At 61.4% G+C, this 19,854-nt stretch carries 25 protein-coding genes; 12 read left to right on the top strand and 13 right to left on the bottom strand.

Annotated features, from left to right (window positions below; genetic code table 11):
* The first annotated feature begins 132 nt into the window (after positions 1-132).
* Positions 133-507, top strand: a complete 375-nt coding sequence (locus AB4Y87_RS11295) for a LysM peptidoglycan-binding domain-containing protein (protein ID WP_442004431.1) — start codon at positions 133-135, stop codon at positions 505-507.
* Positions 508-685: 178 nt separating this feature from the next.
* On the opposite strand, the gene AB4Y87_RS11290 is transcribed toward AB4Y87_RS11295, so the two are convergent.
* Positions 686-1,147, bottom strand: a complete 462-nt coding sequence (locus tag AB4Y87_RS11290; protein ID WP_442004430.1) for a hypothetical protein — start codon at positions 1,145-1,147, stop codon at positions 686-688.
* Between the two features lie 144 nt (positions 1,148-1,291).
* On the opposite strand from AB4Y87_RS11290, the gene AB4Y87_RS11285 reads away from it, so the two are divergent.
* On the top strand, positions 1,292-1,642 hold the full coding sequence (locus AB4Y87_RS11285) for a DUF2750 domain-containing protein (RefSeq protein ID WP_442004429.1): 351 nt from the start codon (positions 1,292-1,294) through the stop codon (positions 1,640-1,642).
* 296 nt (positions 1,643-1,938) lie between these two features.
* Here the strand turns inward: AB4Y87_RS11285 and AB4Y87_RS11280 are convergent, their stop codons facing one another.
* Complete coding sequence (locus AB4Y87_RS11280; RefSeq protein WP_442004428.1) at positions 1,939-2,229, bottom strand: DUF4190 domain-containing protein; 291 nt, start codon at positions 2,227-2,229, stop codon at positions 1,939-1,941.
* A 141-nt stretch (positions 2,230-2,370) separates the two neighbouring features.
* Between AB4Y87_RS11280 and AB4Y87_RS11275 the strand changes: the two genes are divergently transcribed.
* Positions 2,371-2,826, top strand: coding sequence for a DUF4304 domain-containing protein (locus AB4Y87_RS11275; RefSeq protein WP_442004427.1), 456 nt, complete (start codon positions 2,371-2,373; stop codon positions 2,824-2,826).
* Positions 2,827-2,966: 140 nt separating this feature from the next.
* Here the strand turns inward: AB4Y87_RS11275 and AB4Y87_RS11270 are convergent, their stop codons facing one another.
* From AB4Y87_RS11270 to AB4Y87_RS11260, 3 genes are all read right to left on the bottom strand, one after another.
* Positions 2,967-3,494 (bottom strand): hypothetical protein, encoded by a 528-nt coding sequence (locus AB4Y87_RS11270; RefSeq protein WP_442004426.1) that lies wholly within the window; start codon positions 3,492-3,494, stop codon positions 2,967-2,969.
* The gene (locus AB4Y87_RS11265) at positions 3,461-3,859 is read right to left on the bottom strand and encodes an ankyrin repeat domain-containing protein (protein ID WP_442004521.1); all 399 of its coding nucleotides are present in this window, start codon (positions 3,857-3,859) and stop codon (positions 3,461-3,463) included. The genes AB4Y87_RS11270 and AB4Y87_RS11265 overlap by 34 nt, the downstream gene beginning before the upstream one ends.
* 325 nt (positions 3,860-4,184) lie before the next feature.
* Complete coding sequence (locus AB4Y87_RS11260) at positions 4,185-5,210, bottom strand: DUF695 domain-containing protein (protein ID WP_442004425.1); 1,026 nt, start codon at positions 5,208-5,210, stop codon at positions 4,185-4,187.
* 400 nt (positions 5,211-5,610) lie between these two features.
* On the opposite strand from AB4Y87_RS11260, the gene AB4Y87_RS11255 reads away from it, so the two are divergent.
* Positions 5,611-5,898 carry a hypothetical protein gene (locus AB4Y87_RS11255; RefSeq protein ID WP_442004424.1) on the top strand — a complete coding sequence of 96 codons (288 nt, stop codon included), beginning with the start codon at positions 5,611-5,613 and terminating at the stop codon, positions 5,896-5,898.
* A gap of 203 nt (positions 5,899-6,101) precedes the next feature.
* Positions 6,102-6,575 carry a DUF6278 family protein gene (locus AB4Y87_RS11250; protein WP_442004423.1) on the top strand — a complete coding sequence of 158 codons (474 nt, stop codon included), beginning with the start codon at positions 6,102-6,104 and terminating at the stop codon, positions 6,573-6,575.
* Between the two features lie 121 nt (positions 6,576-6,696).
* Here AB4Y87_RS11250 and AB4Y87_RS11245 read toward each other — a convergent pair whose 3' ends face one another.
* Both AB4Y87_RS11245 and AB4Y87_RS11240 read right to left on the bottom strand, forming a co-directional pair.
* Complete coding sequence (locus AB4Y87_RS11245) at positions 6,697-7,833, bottom strand: FAD-dependent oxidoreductase (RefSeq protein WP_442004422.1); 1,137 nt, start codon at positions 7,831-7,833, stop codon at positions 6,697-6,699.
* A gap of 287 nt (positions 7,834-8,120) precedes the next feature.
* Positions 8,121-8,573 carry an ester cyclase gene (locus AB4Y87_RS11240; RefSeq protein WP_442004520.1) on the bottom strand — a complete coding sequence of 151 codons (453 nt, stop codon included), beginning with the start codon at positions 8,571-8,573 and terminating at the stop codon, positions 8,121-8,123.
* Positions 8,574-8,877: 304 nt separating this feature from the next.
* Here AB4Y87_RS11240 and AB4Y87_RS11235 point away from each other — a divergent pair, with 304 nt between their 5' ends.
* Complete coding sequence (locus tag AB4Y87_RS11235) at positions 8,878-9,729, top strand: SMP-30/gluconolactonase/LRE family protein (RefSeq protein ID WP_442004421.1); 852 nt, start codon at positions 8,878-8,880, stop codon at positions 9,727-9,729.
* On the top strand, positions 9,713-9,862 hold the full coding sequence (locus tag AB4Y87_RS11230; protein ID WP_442004519.1) for a DUF7660 family protein: 150 nt from the start codon (positions 9,713-9,715) through the stop codon (positions 9,860-9,862). The genes AB4Y87_RS11235 and AB4Y87_RS11230 overlap by 17 nt, the downstream gene beginning before the upstream one ends.
* A gap of 238 nt (positions 9,863-10,100) precedes the next feature.
* Here AB4Y87_RS11230 and AB4Y87_RS11225 read toward each other — a convergent pair whose 3' ends face one another.
* Entirely contained in the window at positions 10,101-10,706 is a 606-nt protein-coding gene (locus AB4Y87_RS11225; protein ID WP_442004420.1) for a TetR/AcrR family transcriptional regulator, read from the bottom strand.
* An 86-nt stretch (positions 10,707-10,792) separates the two neighbouring features.
* Between AB4Y87_RS11225 and AB4Y87_RS11220 the strand changes: the two genes are divergently transcribed.
* Both AB4Y87_RS11220 and AB4Y87_RS11215 read left to right on the top strand, forming a co-directional pair.
* Positions 10,793-11,356, top strand: coding sequence for an NAD(P)H-dependent oxidoreductase (locus AB4Y87_RS11220; RefSeq protein WP_442004419.1), 564 nt, complete (start codon positions 10,793-10,795; stop codon positions 11,354-11,356).
* A gap of 181 nt (positions 11,357-11,537) precedes the next feature.
* On the top strand, positions 11,538-12,395 hold the full coding sequence (locus AB4Y87_RS11215) for a GerMN domain-containing protein (RefSeq protein WP_442004418.1): 858 nt from the start codon (positions 11,538-11,540) through the stop codon (positions 12,393-12,395).
* 118 nt (positions 12,396-12,513) lie between these two features.
* Here the strand turns inward: AB4Y87_RS11215 and AB4Y87_RS11210 are convergent, their stop codons facing one another.
* From AB4Y87_RS11210 to AB4Y87_RS11200, 3 genes are all read right to left on the bottom strand, one after another.
* Complete coding sequence (locus tag AB4Y87_RS11210) at positions 12,514-13,053, bottom strand: hypothetical protein (RefSeq protein ID WP_442004417.1); 540 nt, start codon at positions 13,051-13,053, stop codon at positions 12,514-12,516.
* A complete protein-coding gene (locus AB4Y87_RS11205; RefSeq protein ID WP_442004416.1) occupies positions 13,034-14,119 on the bottom strand; it encodes a hypothetical protein in 1,086 nt (361 codons plus the stop codon). Before AB4Y87_RS11205 ends, AB4Y87_RS11210 begins: the two co-directional genes overlap by 20 nt.
* A 111-nt stretch (positions 14,120-14,230) precedes the next feature.
* A complete protein-coding gene (locus tag AB4Y87_RS11200) occupies positions 14,231-15,079 on the bottom strand; it encodes an isocitrate lyase/PEP mutase family protein (protein WP_442004415.1) in 849 nt (282 codons plus the stop codon).
* Between the two features lie 110 nt (positions 15,080-15,189).
* On the opposite strand from AB4Y87_RS11200, the gene AB4Y87_RS11195 reads away from it, so the two are divergent.
* The 3 genes from AB4Y87_RS11195 to AB4Y87_RS11185 all read left to right on the top strand — a co-directional run bounded on the left by AB4Y87_RS11195 (position 15,190) and on the right by AB4Y87_RS11185 (position 17,408).
* Positions 15,190-16,500, top strand: coding sequence for an aminotransferase-like domain-containing protein (locus AB4Y87_RS11195; protein WP_442004414.1), 1,311 nt, complete (start codon positions 15,190-15,192; stop codon positions 16,498-16,500).
* On the top strand, positions 16,497-16,925 hold the full coding sequence (locus AB4Y87_RS11190; protein WP_431117086.1) for a universal stress protein: 429 nt from the start codon (positions 16,497-16,499) through the stop codon (positions 16,923-16,925). The genes AB4Y87_RS11195 and AB4Y87_RS11190 overlap by 4 nt, the downstream gene beginning before the upstream one ends.
* Before the next feature lie 144 nt (positions 16,926-17,069).
* The gene (locus AB4Y87_RS11185) at positions 17,070-17,408 is read left to right on the top strand and encodes a hypothetical protein (protein ID WP_442004413.1); all 339 of its coding nucleotides are present in this window, start codon (positions 17,070-17,072) and stop codon (positions 17,406-17,408) included.
* A 60-nt stretch (positions 17,409-17,468) separates the two neighbouring features.
* Here AB4Y87_RS11185 and AB4Y87_RS11180 read toward each other — a convergent pair whose 3' ends face one another.
* The gene (locus AB4Y87_RS11180) at positions 17,469-17,909 is read right to left on the bottom strand and encodes a phosphatase PAP2 family protein (RefSeq protein WP_442004412.1); all 441 of its coding nucleotides are present in this window, start codon (positions 17,907-17,909) and stop codon (positions 17,469-17,471) included.
* Positions 17,910-18,200: 291 nt separating this feature from the next.
* Complete coding sequence (locus tag AB4Y87_RS11175; protein ID WP_442004411.1) at positions 18,201-19,832, bottom strand: 2-oxo acid dehydrogenase subunit E2; 1,632 nt, start codon at positions 19,830-19,832, stop codon at positions 18,201-18,203.
* Positions 19,833-19,854 lie beyond the last annotated feature (22 nt).

Below are 19,854 nucleotides of genomic sequence, written 5' to 3'. Positions count from 1 at the left end.
GAGCCGTCGCCGTCCCCCACTACCTCCAGTGCGTCCCCTGTAGCAGCGGCAGCGGCGGCTGTTGCATCCAGTTCCAGTGCACCCACCCCTGATGTGGCTGGCACGGTGGGGCTGAGCTCTTACAAACTGCCAGTGACGTACACGACTGTCGCAGGGGACACCTGGGCATCCATCGCGAAAGCATTTGAGCTCAAAGAAGCCAGCCTCAAAGCATTCCAGGCGAATCCGGTGGACGCAGAGCCAGCGGTGGGAACTGTCGTGGACCTGCGAGGGGTCGACTACCTGCGCGCAGGAGCGGCCGGCGGTTATCAAAAGGACGCATCGGGCCGCCCAGATATCTATACCGTTGTTGAAGGAGACAACCCAGGGGCCGTAGCGGCACGCTTTGGAATACCAGTTCGGCAGTTGGTAACGGATAACAAGCTTCCCGGAATGTGGTCATTGTCCCCAGAAGCCACTGCATCCTTCACGCCCGGCATGAAACTCAAGCTGCAAAACCCCTCCTAGGAACCTCCGATAGATCTTTAGCCAGAGTAAGTGGCACCGCACAAACCAGTGTAGTTTCGGGTTCCTGATTGCAGATTCCTCGATACGCCCGTAGACGATCCCTTAGCGGGATGCGTGGGTTCGCAATGCCGTCAGACAAAGTTGGCTGCAGAGGAAGCTAGGAACAGTTGCACACCGTCTACCACACAGTCAGTGCTTGGCGGGCTGCGTCCATGATCTCGGTGCCAATGGCGTCCCGTTTTTGTGGCATGTCGTCCCAGTCATCCATGAGAGCAACCAAATGATTCAGTTCCGGGGGCTGCCCCAGCACCAGCCAACCCTTCCCGAAGACCAGACCTACACCCGTGCGCGGCGCCAAAGTCCCGCCAACAATTTCACTCAGCCAGCTTCGAACCAAGATACGGCGGGCAACACCATCGTCCTCAAATGGCTTTCCCAGTTCCTTCCTGGCTTGGATCCATAAGTCCCTGGCTCCCCGCGGATCATTTGGTGAGTATCCGGCCAATTCCCGGAGCGCCGGGGAATCGTAGCCACCGACGAGCAAACTTGCCGCGACATCCGGATATTGTTCGCTGGGTAGCAAGCCAACCTGATCCTGGAGAAACAGGAGTCTCACGCTCTCAGTTTCCTCGCCGCTCATGAGCAAATCATAGTGGCAGAGTTGCCATTCTTGAGCCCGCCATCGTGTCCGCAGGAGAATCCCTCAAGGGGATACTTGCGCCTGCTCTTGTGTTTGGGGAATCTTTTACGGACCCGGTTCAGGGCAGTGATTTAGGCTGTGGGTGTGAGTATCAGCGCGGCCCAGGCGAGCCGCTTTTATCAAGAGGTCATCCTGCACCAGCAAGTGTGGGGAATCCGCGATTCACATGGTTTCCCTACACCCCCCAATGGAGATGGCGAACGCAGCATGCCGTTCTGGTCGCTCCGAAGCAGAGCTGAGAAAGTGACCAGCAGCATTCCGGCGTATCGAGCCTTCGAAGCAGAGGCAATCCCCCTTACCGTGTGGCGCACACAGTGGATTGATGCACTCGAACGAGATGGCATTCTCGTGGGACTTAACTGGTCTGGCGTTCGCGCAACGGGCTATGACATTCAGCCGCTTGAGGTCCGGGCTCGACTCGAGGCCAGCGAATAGGGCCCACAAAGCCATGTGCAACTGTCCGGTAAAGGATCCTTATCCGGGCGCTTGGAGTTGGGCGGAGTCCCCGATCGCTCCCGTAGAGCGGTGGTCCTCCAGGACCTGGCCTGGCTCGAACAGGCAACCACCCTCACCAAACTACGGGCAGGACACGCACTTACCGGGTATACGCATCTTGGGCAGGTTCGACCTGAGTATATGTGGCGCAATCGAAGAAATGAAGTGGGCTCCTATGGAGCCGTCACGCCATGTCCGGCCAAGGATCCTTCAGCGGGCCGTAATGAGGGGTCGGTCTAGCTAGACATCTGTTGTAGTGCAACAGGGATGTAGGTCAGCACGTTGATCAGGGCCCAAGTGGCAAGTCCGTAGCCGAGAACGAGGGCCGCTATCGCCATAGAGCGACCCCTCTCGTTTTTTCGCTTGATCTGATTCAACGAGACGTGTCCAGCCCCCACAGCGAAAGTCGCAAGAATCCCGAGGCCAAAGAACCAAATACCGGCAAAGGCGATGCCGGCCAGGGCAATGGCCACAACGGCCAAGACGTTAATCCGGCCAGTGGTCAGCGGTGCCTTCGTAGATGACATACTCACAGTTCGCCATTTCGTAAGCGTCAATTGAGTCTAACCGCCTAGCAGAGGCTCCCGCATGACCGACCGGTAAAGGATCCTTCTACGGCCACGATTGTCCACTGTCCGCTGCTCCGATGCTGCAGCTATGCTCAAGCCGTGAGCATCGTTGGAGGCACTGCGCAGGACCACTTTCGTTCGATGGTGCGCACGGAATTGGCGCCGGAGCTGCGTCGCCTTGGCTTCCGCGGAAGCGGAACACAGTTCGAGCTTCCGTCCGCCACTCATTGGTTATTACTGGGCATTCAGAGATCAACGTCCAGTACAGCGGATGAGGTGCGCTTCACGGTGAACCTTTCTGCAGTCGACCGCCAGGCTTGGAACACCAAGCGTGAGAGGGAGAAGTGGATGGGCGTGCAGCCGAGCGCAAACGTCTTGGGTCCTGTCACGACATCAAAGCGTTTGGGAATACTCGTATGGGGAACCGACACCTGGTTTGCTATCCAACCGAACCGATCCACTCAAGACGTCGCCCGTGAGGTCTTGGACGCCATTAGAGACAAGGGCATCTCCTGGTTACGTGCCCAGGAGTCTTCCAATGAGTCGCGCCCGTAGGGCGATCCCTGAACGCTCTGGTCCTCTCCTCTGAGAGCGTCGTTGTTAGGTCAGCCGCAGCCTGAGGGCAACGGCCACCTCATCGGCGCGCCCACAAAGCGTGGGCGTGGACAGCGCTTATGAAGAATCCACTCCTGTGTTCAGCGGCGACTTCCCCACGTCTTGTGCCAGTACTCAGCGTCCTTGCTGCTGGAGCATAGGATGGCGTCCGGCTGCGGCGAGGCTGGCCACATCTCCAGCAGGTAATGATCGACCACCTCGTCGGAGAATTCTCCGTCATGGCCTTCGTCGCGGCCTCGGGCACTGGTCCGCAATCGGTAGCTGCCGGGCGTCACATCGCGTAGTTCGCCGCTGTTCTCGTCGCCCCAGGAAGTCCACCGTATGAAATGTCCCTCGGGAAGAGTGAAGGACACCTCGACGATGTCCTCCCATGGGGAAGCGGGGTTCAGCTCAGGTGCCTCATCCAGGAGCACGATGCGCACGTCAGACCCTCCCGATCGTCGGCCGAAGTGGAGATAGATCCCATCCGCATTGGACGCCCCGACCAGGCCATTGACCTGGTCGTCGAAGAAGCGTTCAAAGATTCCATCGAAGCCATAGCCGGCCCAATGCAGGTCGAACTGGCCGTAGTCGGTCATGATGACTTGGTCGAGCAGCACTCTTTCCATGGCATCAGGATAAAGGTGGCACCGAGAGGGTCATTCACTACGACGTCGTAATTGCCGATCAGTCGTGCAAACCCAACGGGGGTCTTGCCACCTCCGTTGATGCAGAATGGATCAGCTCCGTACGAAAGCAGGAGTTTGATCAGTTCGCCACGGCCGTTTGAATTACCGACAGCAGTAAAGAGCGCAGTGTTGCCCCAGCCGTTTTGCAGGTCAACAGTGGCGCCGGCACGGAGCAAAGCAGCAGCTGCGGCGACAGCATATTCCTGCGCAGCAAAATGTAGTGGCGTGAATCCGGCCTTGTCCTGGGCATCGGGCGAAGCACCGTCGGCCAAGTGCGCCTCTGCGGTGGCAACATCATTTTCCAGGGGCTGCGTGGTGGAGCGCTGTGCGGTTCATCCGGTCCATACGTGCAGTCTGTCATCCGGTAACCAGCGGCTGAGAGCGACGTGCGGGTCTGCCACAGGCTTCGTTCAGGTCCCTTCAGAGCGGCCGTAAGCCGATCCCTTACCGGGCTGAGGGGTGTGCCAAATAGCGCTGTGAAAACACCACATTCATCTCTAAAGGCCCCAAGCGCGGCGTTCCACAAACAATTTCGACTGTGGGCAGGTGCCCCGAAAACCTGTACTTTGCGAGGCGCTCTGCGGCAAAGGAGGTGCAGGGCTGGGTCTGTTGGACGGAGCACCCTGGCTCCTATGAGAATTGGCGCAGATCCGTCCATCCAGGATCGGGTACTTGGGTAGTGGCAGCGTCAACTAAGCGGGCAGCTGCTTCGATAGACGCATGTCCGTTCTGGTCGTCGGAATCAGTGTAATAGTGGAGCACTCTGGTTCCAGCCGCTGTTTCATGGGCCACGAGGATCCCTCGCGGCCCGAGTGCTGCAGTGATGTTGTCCTCGATTTGGCGGAGACGGTTCAAAGCGGTTTCGGTTGGCAAACCATCGTCCCGTTGGTCTGCATACGCGAGGCTCACCTCAGTATGGAGGTCGAAGACCGGGTAATCGATCCACCGTAGCGGCCTACGGGCCAGGACAACCATCCGCTCGCCTGCTGGCGTCGTGCCCTGCAGAAGGGCCCAGTTGTCCGGTTGTGCTTGTGCAGTCATCCTGTTGATGGCTTCGACGAGATCAGTTGCTGAAGCCTTGGCTACATCGGCGCTGGTGGTTGTGTTGATAGCTCCCACCCACCGTTCGACGCCGTCTTCGCCCAGAAGCCAGTCAAGAAACAAGAAGGAGACCCGAAGAGGTTCATTCCCGGGCATTTGACCGAACAGAGGGTGGTAAACCTCGACGTCGATACTTTCACGCAGGTCATCCACGCTGAGGCCGAACCGGATGTCCCGGAGTGGGAACTTAGTGCCGTCGACGTCGAGGACGTTCTCGATAACGCCGGGCACCGGCTGACGGGCCGAGGCGAAGTCCCAAACCTCGTCAGCGGAAGGGGCTGCGCGCAGCCATTGTTCTGCGACTCTGCGTAACGCAGCATCACCCTCAGCACTGACGACCAGAAGATGGTCCGAGCGATGACCGCGACCGGTGTCCCACGCCAAGTCAGGATGCACCTTGGCGAGTTGCTGGGTCATGACGCTGGGAAGGTCGTCCCACTCTCCGGTCTGCACTGCGGTGCCGATGCGGTCTTTTCCCTCAGCGGTCCACCATTCCCAGAAAGCGCTAATCGGATGTACTGGGGCCGGAGTGAGCTTGCGCCGAAAAATTCCCATGTCTACCTCTGCTTGGGCGGCACGATAAGCCGCAATGCAGAATCTACCGGAAAGTTCTGACGGAACTCCCCTTAAGGTCACACTCGTGTCTACGGCCGCCCGTAAGCCGGTACGGGCGTTCAAGCGCCCGTATGGGGATCATTCACCGGGCACGGTGCCCGTCGGTGGGCGGGAATCTGCAACACGGTGACCATGGCTTGGAGGCACGTAATGGGCCGCCGGTTCTCGGGGGGGGCGCTGAGCCGAGTAAGTGAGACCAGACTCCGGATTTCTGGTCCTGGCTGGCCCGTCTTGCTGGTCCTGGCTCCCCGGGCTTAAGAGAACGTGCATTCCGTTTGACATCGACGAAACTAGAGGAAGACTATGGGCAAACAAAATCGTCGTCTTCTATGGAGTTCTCATGGCGGGAATCATGCTGGTCAAGCAGCGCGTCGCCGACGTCGCCCGATGGGATGCGGTGTTTCACGACCCGGAGTTGGACGCGGTGCGTCGCCGCCACGGGCTGGTGGTCACCGGAACCTACCTCGACGCGGAGACTCCGAACACCGTCATTGTTGCGATGGACATGGCCGATCTCGACCTGGCCCGGCAGTTCGCTTCCTCCGCCACGTTGGCCGACGCCCGCGAGAGGGCCGGAGCGATCGGCCCACCGGAGGGCGTCTGGTATGGCCCGAGAGAGGTTCGTTGACCGTGCACGGCGAGGCCGACCGGGCGCTGCCACGCTCATGGATCGGCGCAACCCCGCTCGGGATGGCGCGGCTTCGGGCCAAAAGATCGAAGTCGATTTCACATACGCCCGTTGAGGGATCCTCTACCGGGCACTGAAGTGCCCCTTAATTCCGGCCTACTTGGCAGTGCCCCTCCAGGACCATATCCGCATAGCATGACGGCATGCCTGACCGGGACGAGACCGAAGAGCCGCTTCAATTACTCCCTCCTGGCATGGCCCGGAGATATGCGGAGTACAAGCCGGGCACTAATAAACCCTCTCCTGCGCCAATCAACGTTGGCGGTTACGACGAGCTCCTCACCTACTGCCAAGGGAAACGAGTGGTCCTTCCCCGCTCACGCGAGGGCCTTGTCGTAATTGACGCGCTGATTGAGGACCCGGAGGCGAGGAAAGATCTAACGGGACTCGCTGCGGCCGTTGGCATGTTCTACGGAGACGTTCTCATTCACGCCATCCCGGGAGCTCATTGGGAAGTTATCGAAGAGGGCTTCCCAATGGTCCGGATAAGGAGAAACACAAGCATTTCGGTTATTCATGTAGCTCACCGACGGCTTGATGTAGGCTTCCCGACCCTAGTGATGAACTTCGACCACGCAATCGACCTCATTGACGAAGAGAGACTCCGAGGCAACTAGGCACTGCTGATGCGGGAACGAGTGTCCAGTGAAGGATCCTCAAACGGCGCTTTTCGTGCGCTGTTCAGCCGTGCAGCGAAAGATGGCGCGCTTAGGCAGACCATTTGCGGAAGCCCGTCACTTATCCCTGTGAATCTCGCTTTCGTCGGTTGCTCCGGAAGGGAAGGGCGTTTAGTGCAGCATTGCGTATCGTGATGCCCGACCGGGTCTTGGGTACAAGGAGGCGGGATGCGATGCCGGCGCCTCGTTGTTGCTTTCGAACGTGTTTGTGGTGTTTGTGTTCATAGTCGGCGAAAGCGGCGGTGTGGTCATCAGGGTGGGCGGCAATGGAGTCGGCGAGGGTCTTGGCTCCAACGATCGCGTTGCTGGATCCTTCACCGAACAGCGAGATACAACTTGCCGCGTCACCGAGCAGCACGACTCGGCCGGCAGCCCACTGCGGTACGTCCACGTGTGTGACGGCGTCGAAGTACCTATCGTCGGACGCGCCCCATTCCTTAAGGGCGAGCGTTGTGAGCCATCCGCCGCCCGCGTAGGCGGACTCGACGATGCGTCTGCCTTGTTCGGCGTCCCGGTAGTCGAAATCGTGCTGTCCCCGGAAGATGAATGCGAACCCTGGCTTCCCACCTGCCGGATGGATGGTCAGGGAGGTTCCTGGTTCGTTGTACAACAGCACAGTGCGCGGATCTTCGATCGGCGCAGGCGCGCGCACCGTACCGACGAACATGCCGAAGGGGCGGGAAAAACGTTCTTCGGGGCCGAATGCCAAGCGGCGAACGGTGGAGTGGAGTCCGTCGGACCCGATAATCAAGTCATAGCGACGGGAAGGGGTCCGCTGAAACTGGACGTCGATACCCCTGTCGTCCTGGTGCAAGGCGGTGATCGAGTCGTCGCGGATGATGAGGCTTGTCTCGTGTGCCTTCTCAAGCAACACGTCGACGAGTTCATTTCGTGCGACCTCGACCTCCTCTGGGCTGCCACCGCGTAGCCGCGTGGGGATCATTGCCTGTGCACGCCCGACGGCGTCGACGAAGACCAAGCGTTCGACTCCGGTCGCGACCTCTTCCAGGTGGGACCAGATGCCCATTTGCCGCGCAATAGCGACGGCTCCTCCACGTACGTCAATAGGGTTGCCACTAGATCGGATGTCGGCCGCTCGTTCCACAACCGTGACCGACCAACCTGCCTTCGCCAGCCAATACGCGGCCGTGGAACCGGCAATGCCGGCGCCGGAGATCAGTACGTTGCGGTCCACCATGCATTTCATTCAAGCACTCAGCCCTGGCGGATCCCGCGTATTGAGCCCAATTTGCTCGGGCAAGTCAGCGGCCATGCGGGCAAGGATCAAAGTGGTCCCAGTTCCACGAGACACAGATGAGTACCAGCCGTTGCTGTTGGCTGCTCCCTGGCATCACATGCAGAGGAGGACCCTGGGCAGCCGACAGGGGCCGCATTCACACGGGCCCTGCTGTTGTAAACATCCTGCTGCCTGCAACTTTGAGCTTCCCACGCCGATGCCAAACTACAGAGTGCTATCCCAGTCCCCTATCTTTTCCGCCATTTGGAGCTCAATTTGGAGAGCCGCTGGGCATTAGGCGTCTCAGTACACCCCGTCTGCTGGAGTAGGGAGAAACGGTCCGGAACGCGCCAGTGCTCGGCGATACGTCCGTCGACGACGGCAATGTCGATGACCGTCACCTCGACCGGCTTCCCGCTGGGTGGTCCGAAGAACGGTCCCGTGTGTGTTCCTCGTCCGTGGAAACGCACCCAGGCCGTAGTGCCTCGGGTGGCCCAGTCCTTGCTACCGACGAGAGCCCCCAGACACGGGAGCTGCTGCGCGCCAAACTCGCAGGCCGGGACCAGATCATGGACGCGATGATCACCGCGCTCGGGGACGAACACGCCGTATCCCTGGCCGAGGCACAGGCAATATTCCGTGGCCTGGCCGCCCCCGGCCTCTACCGGGAACTCGTAGAGCAACTCGGCTGGACCCCGCATCGCCTCGCCGATTGGATGAGTGAGACGCTCCAGCACCACCTGCTTCGAGCAAAAAACTGATGTAAGGACGTTGTCCAGGAGTCGGGTCCGCCCCGGTCAATCATCGTCTACACTACCAAGCGCGTGGGTGCTTGGGCCTGGCGCAGCCACTCCGATGAATGGCTGCGAGGACCCAGAAATGCAGCCAGGTCGATGCTGTCAGGGCCGACCCGTACTGGTGCAGCTACCGCCTGCTCGCGGGGGATCGGGATGCCGTTGCGGTACGTCTGGCGCCGCGGGCTTGTCCTAGGGCAGGATCGTTGCCATGACACAGATGCTCCCCGCCCCACGTTTGCTTGCGGACGGCTTCGCGATGATTGAGTCCGGACGTTGGCACGAAGGCCGCCTGTGGTTCGCTCACTGGGGTGCGGGTGAGGTGTTGGCCGTCGACCTCCTGGGCCAAACTGAAGTCATGGCATCCGGACCGACGAGGATGGGCTGGGCCATCGACTGGTTGCCCGACGGCGGTTTGCTGGTCTCCGGCGAGGATCTGGCCCTGGTGCGGCCAGATGGCTCCACCGACAGGTACAGCGAGCAGGGAGGCAACGAGGTCATCGTCGGCCCGGCCGGCCACGTCTACGTAAACGGGGCCGACTTCGACTTCGCCGGGGGCGCGGAACCCACACCGGGGTGGATCCGCTTGGTCGCTCCAGACGGCACCACTCGCGAGGTAGCCGGCGACATCGAGTTCCCCAACGGCATGGTCGTGACTCCTGACGGATCGACGCTCGTGGTCGCCGAGTCCTTCGCCGGTCGATTATCGGCCTTCGACATCGGGCGCGACGGCTCCCTGTCCGGGCGCCGCAATTGGGCAGAGGGCCTTGGACCCGACGGCATCTGCATTGACGCCGCCGGCGGTATCTGGTCCCAGACGGCCGACACTTTCGCGCACACCCGCGTCGAGGGCGCGCCCGCTGGAGCAGTCGTCCGGGTGCTCGACGGCGGCGAGATCACCCATCGGATCGAGACTGACGTACCGTGCTTCTCATGCGCGCTCGGCGGGCCGCAGGGTCGGCACTTGTTCCTGCTCTGCAACGAGTTCGAGGGAGTCGACCAGCTCAGGGCCGTGCAGGAGCGGCGCAGCGCCCGGATCTACGTGGCTGAGCTGCCGAGCTGACCGGCGCCTGAATCACCGCGAGGATGCTAAGGATACGGATGGTTACTTCATCAACCGGGGCGAACCAGTGTCCGACGTACCTTCCTGGACGCTTTTCGCCCAGATGCTACTCGCTGCCACAGTGTATGAATAAATAACTGCAATTTCGGCGCGGCCCATCTCACCTTCCCGATTGCCCCTTGTCAGCGCCCGGTAAAGGATCCCCTAGCGGACATAGGCATACGTCAGATAGCGCTGTAAAAACACCGCCACTTATCGCCGAAAGTCACAATCGCAGTCACTGTGGTGCTTACGGCCAGCTCCCCTTGTGAGACTCACCCTCGTTCAATTTAGGCGGGGACTACGAAAGCGCGAACGAGGGTGGACTTGAGCTAGGAAGATCGCATGAGGCGCGAGACGAGCTCGCGCCAGGAGTCAGTGAGCCGCTTCGGAGAGATGCCGTGGACGCGCACGTCGTTGACGATCCGTTCCGGGTCCAGCGCGGAAAGCAGTGACATCGCCATGACCCACGGATCGGCGATATCAGCCTCACGCAGCAGGACCTCGATATGTCGGTGCGCAAGGACAGTGGCGGGCACGTCAAAGCGATTGCGGGCATTGGTTGCGGCGGCTTTCAGGAGCTCGCCATTTTCCAGGACGAAGTAGATGCGGCCCTCACCGTAGGCCATGAGGCGTTCGCTGGGTGCGGCGCCCGGGCCCAAGGGCGGCGGACCAAACATGAAGCCGCGCTGGAATTCAGATTCAGAGTCACTGAGAAGGGTCATCATCAGGCCGGCCCTGCTACCAAAGCGACGGAACACGGTCCCCTTGCCAACGTTGGCCTTGCAGGCGAGCGCATCCATGGTGAGTGCTTCCACCCCGAACTCGTCAACCAGCTCGCGGGCAGCGCAAAGGAGCCGCTCGCGATTCCGGGCGGCGTCACTGCGCTCATGAGGCGGACCAAAAGGCACGTCCGGCTGGATTGGGATCGAGCTCACAAAAAACATTCTAGACCCGGGAATAGAAACCGGACCGCGGTCCGTTTAGTATCAGTGAAGGTCCAAACACTTACAAAGGAGACACCATGTCAAAGAGCACCGTTCTTACCCTCGTCGGCAGCCTCCGCGCTGATTCCCACAACAAGAAGCTCGCCGAAGCCATCCAGCTGAACGCGCCGGAGAACGTGGACGTCCAGATCCACGATTCCCTCGGCACCATCCCGTTCTACAACGAGGACATCGACGTCGAAGGCCAGGTTCCCGCCGAAGCTGCGGCCCTGCGCGCTGCTGCGGCCAACGCCGACACCCTTCTCCTTGTCACCCCCGAGCACAACGGCACCATGCCTGCATCGCTGAAGAACGCCATCGACTGGCTGTCCCGCCCGTACGGCGCCGGCGCCCTCACCGGCAAGCCGACCGCCGTCGTCGGAACCGCTTTCGGCCAGTTCGGCGGAGTCTGGGCACAGGACGAGGCCCGCAAGGCTGTTGGCATCGCCGGCGCCAAGGTCCTTGACGAGGTCAAGCTGGCCGTCCCGGGTTCCATGATCCGCTTCGCTGAGCTGCACCCGAAGGACGACGCTGAGGTTGTTGAGCAGATCAAGGCCATCTTCGAGCCCCTGACTGCCGTTCAGGAAGAAGAAGCAGCCTAGTCTTTTCGCTTTCAATGCCCCCGCTCCGATCCCTGCGAACCCGCAGGACGGCGCGGGGGCATTTGCGTTTCCGGTGTCCACGTTTCGGCGCCTGGTGGATGCAGCGTGATCAACTCTTGTCCGAACCGTCACCGTAGCGGCATTTTGCTGCAAGTCACACGGGCCTAACGTTGAACTACAGGTGGACGGACAGGAGCGTGGGGCTGTCATGCGTGCCGGGTGGAGACCAACAAGTACGACGGCGATCCCGGCTGCCTGCCTCGTGCTGGGTCTGCTGCTGGCTGGCTGTACTTCGGCCCCAGGGACCCTGCCCTCCGCCGGGGATACGTCATCTGCTCCAGTGGTGGGCCCATCCGGTTCGGTGGGTGATGCTGCGGCGGATGGGGCTTCGGACGCTCCGTCTTCGACATCCACGGCAACGGGAAGCGGCGCTGCGACTCGTCCGGATGCACTCGCCACTCCCTCAAGCATTTCCGGCTCCGGTGGTGCTGGCTCCGGCTCCGGTTACGGTGGCACGACAGTGGCCGCAACGCCTGGGCCGAGTGCCGCCGTCGAGCCTTTACCCGTCGACACGCCAAGCCCTTCACCAACAGCCGTTGCTCCCGTTGCGCGGGCTGCGACCGTGCCCCAGGACCTGAATTTGGGGCCGGCGGTCTACTACGTTGCCGTTGACGACGGGGGCGCCAGAGGTGTTCGCTTCGGATGCAACGACAGCCTGGTGCCTGTCCGCGGTGCCCTGGCGCCCGGCGACCCTTTAACGCTGGCGCTGAGCCGCCTGCTGGAAGCTGGCATGCCTCTGGACACCGGCGCGGGCCTCTACGATTCGCTGGCTAATTCCTCGTTGCACTTCCAGTCCGGCTACGTCAGCGGAGCAACAGTGGTGGTGAACCTGGGGGGCACGCTGCAGCCCGGTGGAGTGTGCGACATCCCGCGCATCGAGGCACAGTTGACGCACACCATCGTCTCCGCCAGCGGGGCATCCCGGGCCGAAATTTACGTCAATGGCAAGACTTTGGCTGAGGCGCTGAGCCTGCGTTAGCGCGTCGGACCCTCCGCGGGACACATACGTTGTCAACCCGCTTAATCCTTCCTGGCCCAGCAACGGAATAGCGGGGCAGGAACTTAGCTGGAATTGCTGAGGTTTCAGGGCCGCGCGCTCAGGCCGTTGCGATGGCCAGTACCCGCCGCAGCGCCCACGCCACACGGAGCAGTGCCAAGACGGACGCGAAGGTGAGAACGAAGACAACCGCCTCCGGAATCCAGAGGCCCCTGGGACCATCGCCCTCCAACACCACTGTGACGAGGGCAGCAACCACCAGCAGGCCTAGCCCCGGAATGGCGAAAAGGAACACTTCTCCGATTTGGCGACGATGAAAGGCGGTGAGCTTCTCCAAGGGAAGCTCGCGCTGCCCAGGCGCCGCCTTTTTGCCGAGCACGTTGATGAGCATGGAGACGCTGGTGAGCGTGAGGCCAGCGGTAGCCCCAGCCAAAGTAGCAAGGGTCTGGAACAGGGTTCGGCGGGCACCCGGATCTACGCCCTCCAGCATCAACGGCTGCTTCAAGAGCCACCCCAAGCCAAGCCACATCACCACAGCCAAAATCGCCCACGCATAGTCTGCCGGCGGATGGAGCAGAAACCACCTCCAGACCGTCCGGCGGCGGCCGGTGCGCTCGACGTCAACCTCGTACAAGCTCATGATCCGCACTGCCTTCTGAGCCCTGGGCTGACTTCCCATCCGCAGGTTTCACGCTGGCCGGTTCCGCCTTTGTGGGTTCTTCCTTTGAAGCGGCAGCGGCCAGAGCCTCACGCACTGCTGCCATTCCGCCTGCGACGATGTCCGGCACAGAGATCGAATCTGCGGAGCCTCTGATGTCCGGCAGTGTGAGGGCGAAGAAGGCCTCGTTATCCCTGGCCTGTTTACTGAGGATGGCAATGGCCTCGGCAGTGGACTTTCGGGGATCGTTGAAGACATCCGGGTCCACTTCGATGTGGGAGACGAAACGCTCCTTAAGCAGATCAATCACTTCGCGGTCGCCGGTCAGGGAGTCCTTGCCCTCGGCCACGACGTAGTCGAAGTGCTCTACTGATCCCGCCCTGCGGAAGAGATCAATGAGCTGCTGGATGCGCTCCCGGATCCGCTGCTTGTCCTCGGCCCTTCCTGAACGGCCCACACTGAGGGAAATCCGGAAGGTTCCCTGGTTCATCAAACGTGAGGCACTGTCCAGAACGTCAGCCCATTCACCCTCCATCAATTTTTCGGAGAGGCGTTCAGCGGGAAGCGCGAACTCGAAGCGACTCACCTCAAGCCTGCTAAGGATCTCCTCGATGTCCTCACGGACCACCGGGACCAATCCGAGCTCAAGCCCCAACATGCCTTCGAGGTACTCTCCCATCCTCGACGCCCGAGGACCATTGCCGCTGGTCAACACGGCGATGACATTCCGCTTCAGGAAGGCAAAGTAGGTGGTTTCCAGGAGGTGGTCGCCCGGCGCCAACGGGAGGGGTTTGCGGCGTCCAAGTGCATCCCCCACGCTGGGCAGGTTGGTGTCGCGCACCCGGTCCAGGAGGATCACCGGATGAGGTGAGAATGATGCCGTTTGAGCCAGCAACACGGTGCCGTCCAAGCCGATGAAATGCCGGTCGGTCCCAGCCTTTTGGGCCCTCTGGAGCACCTCGGCCACCTGGCGCGCCGGAAACGGAGAGCGCAGATCATCGCCATTCAGTTGCTCAATGCGCCAGAACTGCACACTGCGTCTTGCCATCCGCCCTCCCCTGCCTACGGTCTTTGCTGCTGATTCCAAGCTAATGGTGGGGTCCGACATTAAAGCCAGGTTCCGCCGTCGTGCGCTTTCATCTGCCGCAAACCGCGCGACTTACGGCCGGTACTTGGGTCCCTGGGCGAAGAGCGCATCCATTTCGTCGTGGCTGCGGGTGCCTGCCAATCCCGCCCAGTTTCCGTCCCCCAGGATCTCCTTCGCCACCCGCGCAACTTTTGCATAGGCAGCTTTCGCCGTATTTCCGCCGATGCTGACCCGCCGTATGCCGGCGTCGTGAAGTTCCAGGGGCGATGGCGCACCTACTCCCGCAAGGGCATTCAAGGGTGCGGGGATCTTGCTGGAGAGTTCATGCAGGACGTGAAGGTCCACGACGCCGGGAACGAAGATGCCGTCCGCGCCCGCCTTAAGGTAGGAGTCAGCGCGGTGGAGGGTCTCTTCGTAAGCGTTGTCCGGATACTGTCCCGAGAGGTAGGTGTCGGTTCGGGCATTGATGAACAACGGGATTCCTCGCTCGTCCGCCACGGCACGGATCAAAGCGATACGCCGCGATTGTTCGTTGATTTCCGTGAGTGGCTCTGCACCCGAGTCCTCAATGTTGATGCCAACCGCGCCTGCATCCAGCACTCCGTTCACGGTGGCCCGCAGTTCGTCGTCCGTGCGACCGTATCCAGTTTCGATGTCGGCAGTTACCGGCAGTTTGGTTGCCCCTACCACCCGCCCCAGCGCCGCCATCGCCAACCCCCACGGCACGTGGTCACCGTCCCGGAAGCCCAAACTCCAGGAAACCGCCGAGCTTGAGGTGGCTATCGCCGTCGCGCCAGCCTCCTGCACCACACGGGCGGAAGCGGCATCCCAGACATTCACCAGGACCAGCGGCGTGGGCCCGGCATCGTGAAGCTTGTGGAAGAGTTCGGCCTTGGTCACGGATCCCCGGTGCAGTGTCATAGCTACATTCCAGCCCTTGGCGTTCCCGGCGTAAAGGAAACACCACAAACCGGCGCGTTCTTGAAAACATATGTTGCCTAGTTAGCAACCTTCGGGGGTATCCTGTCACTGTGACCCACGAAACATTGGATGCCGGCACCAAGCTGCCCGCTGAAGCCATCGACGCCATTGAGCGGGCCGCTACGGCTGCCGCCCACCCACACGAGGAGCTGTTCTCCGCGCGGGCCGCCAACATCAAGCAGTCCGCTGTACGGGACGTCTTCGATATCTCCATGCGGCCCGGCCTTGTCTCGCTCGCAGGCGGCAACCCATACCTGCAATCGCTGCCGCTGGAAAAGCTTGGCCAGACCGCCGCCAGGATCATCGCCGAAGACGGGATGACCGCCTTGCAATACGGCGGTGGCCAGGGGACCGCGGAACTGCGCCAACAAATCTGCGAGATCATGGCAGCAGAAGGCATCATGGACGCCCAGCCTGAGAACATCGTGATTACTGCAGGTTCCCAATCAGCGCAGGATGTGGCCACCAAGGTCTTCTGCAATCCCGGCGACGTTGTCCTCGTCGAAAACCCCACCTACGTTGGGGCCCTGAATACCTTCGAGGCTTACCAAGTGCAGGTGGAGCCGGTCGAAATGGACGACGACGGGTTGGTACCTGAACTCCTCGAGGCCAGGATCGCGGCGCTTCAGGCAGAGGGCAAAAACATCAAGTTCCTCTATACGATTCCCAACTTCAACAATCCCTCGGGCATTACCCTGGCGGAAGCGCGCAGGCAGCGGATCGTCGATATATGCCGCAAGGCGAATATCATCGTTTTGGAGGACAATCCCTACGGCCTGCTGCGGTTTGACGGTCACCCAATCGCCCCGATGCGGGCTGCAAATCCAGACGACGTCATCTACTTGGGGTCCTTCTCCAAGATCTTCGCACCGGGTCTTCGCATTGGCTGGGCCTTGGTGCCGGCCCACCTGCAGCGTCGCTTCTACCTGGCCTCCGAAGCAGTCACGCTTTGCCCGCCGCCCCTGAACCAGATGCTTGTATCCGCATATTTGCGTGACTACGACTGGTGGGGACAAATCGAAACGTACCGTGGCCTCTACGCAGAACGCTGCAAAGCCCTTCTCACCGCCTTGGACGAATACATGCCGACAGGGCTTTCGTGGACACGCCCCGACGGTGGATTTTTCGTCTGGGTTACGTTGCCCCAAGGCGTGGACACCTACCCCTTGTTGAAGAAGGCCATCGACGCGGGGGTTGTCTTCATTCCCGGCGCAGCTTTCTCGCCGGCAGACGGACCCTCCAACAAGCTGCGCCTGGCCTTCAGTGCTGTACCGCCGGATACGATTGCCGAAGGCGTACGTCGTCTGGCCCCTGTTCTCGCAGAGGCCATCAAAGCCACCACTGAAGGAGCAGCACTATGACCGGGGTTGTCATTGTAGGAGTAGACGGTAGCGAGACGGCGATGAGGGCGGCCAAGGCTGCCCAGCAACTGGCCATCGGGATTGGAGCCAGTCTTCGCGTGGTGAGCGCTTTCGACAGCAACAAGACCGAGGTGGTTGAGATCGGGACGGACAAGTGGATCGTGTCAGACGCCGCCGAAGCCGAAGCCGTCGCCCGCACCGTCGCGGAGCGCCTGTCTGATGACCGCCTTGAGGTCACGTACTCGGCGGCCCGCGGCAAGCCTGGTGAAGCCTTGGTCAAGGAAGCAGAAATGCTCGAAGCACGGTTGATCGTGGTGGGCAACCGGCGCATGCAAGGCCTGGGTCGTGTCCTTGGCAGCGTAGCCAACACTGTGGCCCACAACGCTCCTTGCGATGTCTATATCGCCAAGACCGACCAACCGTAAGCGACCTGAATCACGCCGCCGGGTGGGGAGGCTCACCCGGCTTTTGGCGTGATTTAGGCCTGGCCCCAGAAGTCATCGTTATAAAATTGAGATGCCCCCAATGGCGTGAGCCATCCTCCATCAACTGACTTCAGGGGACTTCACTTGCTTACTTTGCAGCCGCGCCAGCGCGTTGGACACGACATCCTGCTTGCCCGCCACGGCAACAGCATCAGCACGATGCGTTTTGACCGCGCGAATGACCGCATCATCGCAATGCTCGACGACGGCTCCTGGGACAGCGCCCCCAACATGATCTCCCCCAGCCTGAACATGCCGGAAACTTTCGGCAGCATCATGCGCAAGGACTGGCGGTTCCTCTCCCTTGCCTGCGTCGCAATGATCACCTTCGCGGCCATGGCTATGGGCATCAGCGCGGAGATGGCAAACCACATGTCCACCACGGAACTTCAGGCGTTGCTGGTTAATTACCCCGCGTTCTAAGCGGGGCCGCCGCCCTTGCAGCAGGCCTCGGAGGCCTGCCCCGCCGCGAGCGGCCTGCCCTCAGAGCATCCATTCCTGCAGCAGCCACCAGGACCCTGCGATGACGATGCCGCCGAACAAAGAACCGGCGACGACTTGCCCGAGCGTATGGGCCCGCAGAACCACGCGCGACCATCCAACGGCCGGCACTATGCCCAACATGGGCAGCCAGCCGGGCCCGAACATCATCACCACAATGACGGCAGCGGCGGCGATTGCCGAAGCGTGTCCACTCATCTTCCAAAAAGCGCTCACCACCGCCAGAACGGCAATGCCTCCGATCAGGGCGACGATCATCAGCGAAACGCTTTCCGGACCCTTAATCAGCTGCAGGATCACGAGGCCTGCCAGCACGGAAATCAAGGCAAGCAGCAGCAACGCGGGCCGCTGACGACGGTCACTGACATGATGATCGGTGATTCTGCCCAGACGGATCATCACCAGCACGTATGCCAACGGCAAAAACAGACGAAGAGGGCACCGAGCAGCCCGAAACCCATCGTCCCGGGAAACCCCGGTTCGATAGCCGGACTGATCAACAGTAGGGCCGTCACTACGATCGGCGGCTGAAAGGCTTCCGTTAGAACCCGGGCGACGGTGCGCCAGGGTCCTGATAGCAACTGGCGTCCTGACTGCACCTGGTGTCCGGAGAGCAACTGGTGTCCTGACCGCAACTGGGCAGGCATGTGACCAACCTCGTCAGCTGCCAAAGCGGTGTTCGGCCCTTCGCTCGCATTGGTGGCGGCCAGGCGATCAGTCAAGCAACAATGCCGGTTCTTCGAGAATGGCAGCTACGTCCGCCATAAAGCGGGCCGAGAGGTCGCCGTCCACCACCCGATGGTCGAAGGACCCACCCAGCGTGGTGATCCACCGCGGAATCACTTCCCCGTCCAGGACCCATGGCTTCTGCTTGATGGTTCCAAACGCAATGATGGCAACCTCGCCCGGGTTGATGATGGGCGTTCCCGTATCGATGCCAAGCGCACCGATGTTGGTGATGGTCAGGCTGCCGCCCTGCATCTCGGCAGGCTGCGTCTTGCCCGCCCGGGCCTTCGTGGCGAGATCGTTGAGGGCGAGGGCCAACTCCTTCAGGGAGAGATCCTGGGCGTCCTTGATATTGGGCACCATCAAGCCACGCGGTGTTGCAGCTGCAATACCCAGGTTCATGAAGTGCTTGACCTGGATCTCCGCACCGCCGTTGCCATCAGCGTTATCTACCCATGTGGCGTTGACACTGGGGTTCCGCGCGGCGGCCCAAATGACGGCCTTGGCCAAAATAAGCAGCGGGGATACCTTGATGCCCTCGAAGTCCCGTGAAACCTTGAGCCGCTTGACGAACTCCATGGTCCGGCTCGCGTCGACGTCAACAAAGATGCTGACGTGTGGTGCCGTGAACGCGGACTCCACCATGGCCTTGGCGGTCGCCTTACGCACACCCTTAACAGGTACGCGCTCGATCCTCTGGTCCTGCGGCTTCTTGGAAGCACCCCAAAACGACTCCGCCTGATCAAGCTCAGCGTCACGCTGCGCCTGATAGCTGACCAGGTCCTCGCGGGTCACCTCGCCCCGCTGTCCTGTGGCTACGACATCTGCAAGGTCAATGCCAAGATCGCGGGCGAACTTCCGCACCGGCGGCTTTGCCAGGACCTTGTTGACGAGCCCGCTGATGGTACCGCTGATGGCGGCACCGCGTGATGCTGCGGTCTGGGGCGTCGAAACACCTGGGGCTGAAGCTCCTGGTGCTGCGCCTTCTGGCGCTGTTACTTCTGACGTTTGGGTAACGGGCGATTGGGTGACCGGCGATTGGGTGACCGGCGATAGGCTGACCGGCGCGACGGCGGCGCGTGCCGACGTCGGGCGTTGAGGCATCGGCACCTGGGCTGCTTGGGCAGCCAAAACCGCTTGATGGTCCTGGACTGTACCTTCGGCGTTTTCCGCAACTGTAGTTGGCTCGCCAGTACCGGCTGGACGCTTGCGCGCACGGCGCTTCACGGCGTCGGCCTTGGGGCCGGAACCCACAAGCGGTCCGCCAGCAGGCCCGTTCTCGCCACTGTCGGTATCAACAGGAAGCTTGCCGTAGAGCGGAGCCTCGACGGCGGGAGCCGCGGTCGGAGCCTGCGTCACCGGCGCTGCATCCCCGGGCTGGTTGTCCGAAACCGCGATGATTGCGGTGCCAACCTCCACCGTGATGCCTTCTTCGACCAACAACTCGGTGACCGTGCCGGCGAAGGGCGAGGGGAGCTCAACGAGCGACTTCGCCGTCTCGATCTCGCACAGGACATCGTTGATGGCAACCGTGTCGCCGGGCTTGACCTTCCAAGCCACTACCTCAGCCTCGGTCAGGCCTTCGCCGACGTCCGGCAGGTTGAATTTCTTTACAGTCACAGTGGTCCTCGATTTCCGTCTG

Origin of the sequence: Paenarthrobacter sp. RAF54_2 (genome assembly GCF_052113945.1) — a bacterium.
Lineage (GTDB): Bacteria > Actinomycetota > Actinomycetes > Actinomycetales > Micrococcaceae > Arthrobacter.
The sequence above is the reverse complement of the archived record's forward strand: the minus strand, read 5'-3'. Positions and strand labels throughout refer to the sequence as shown.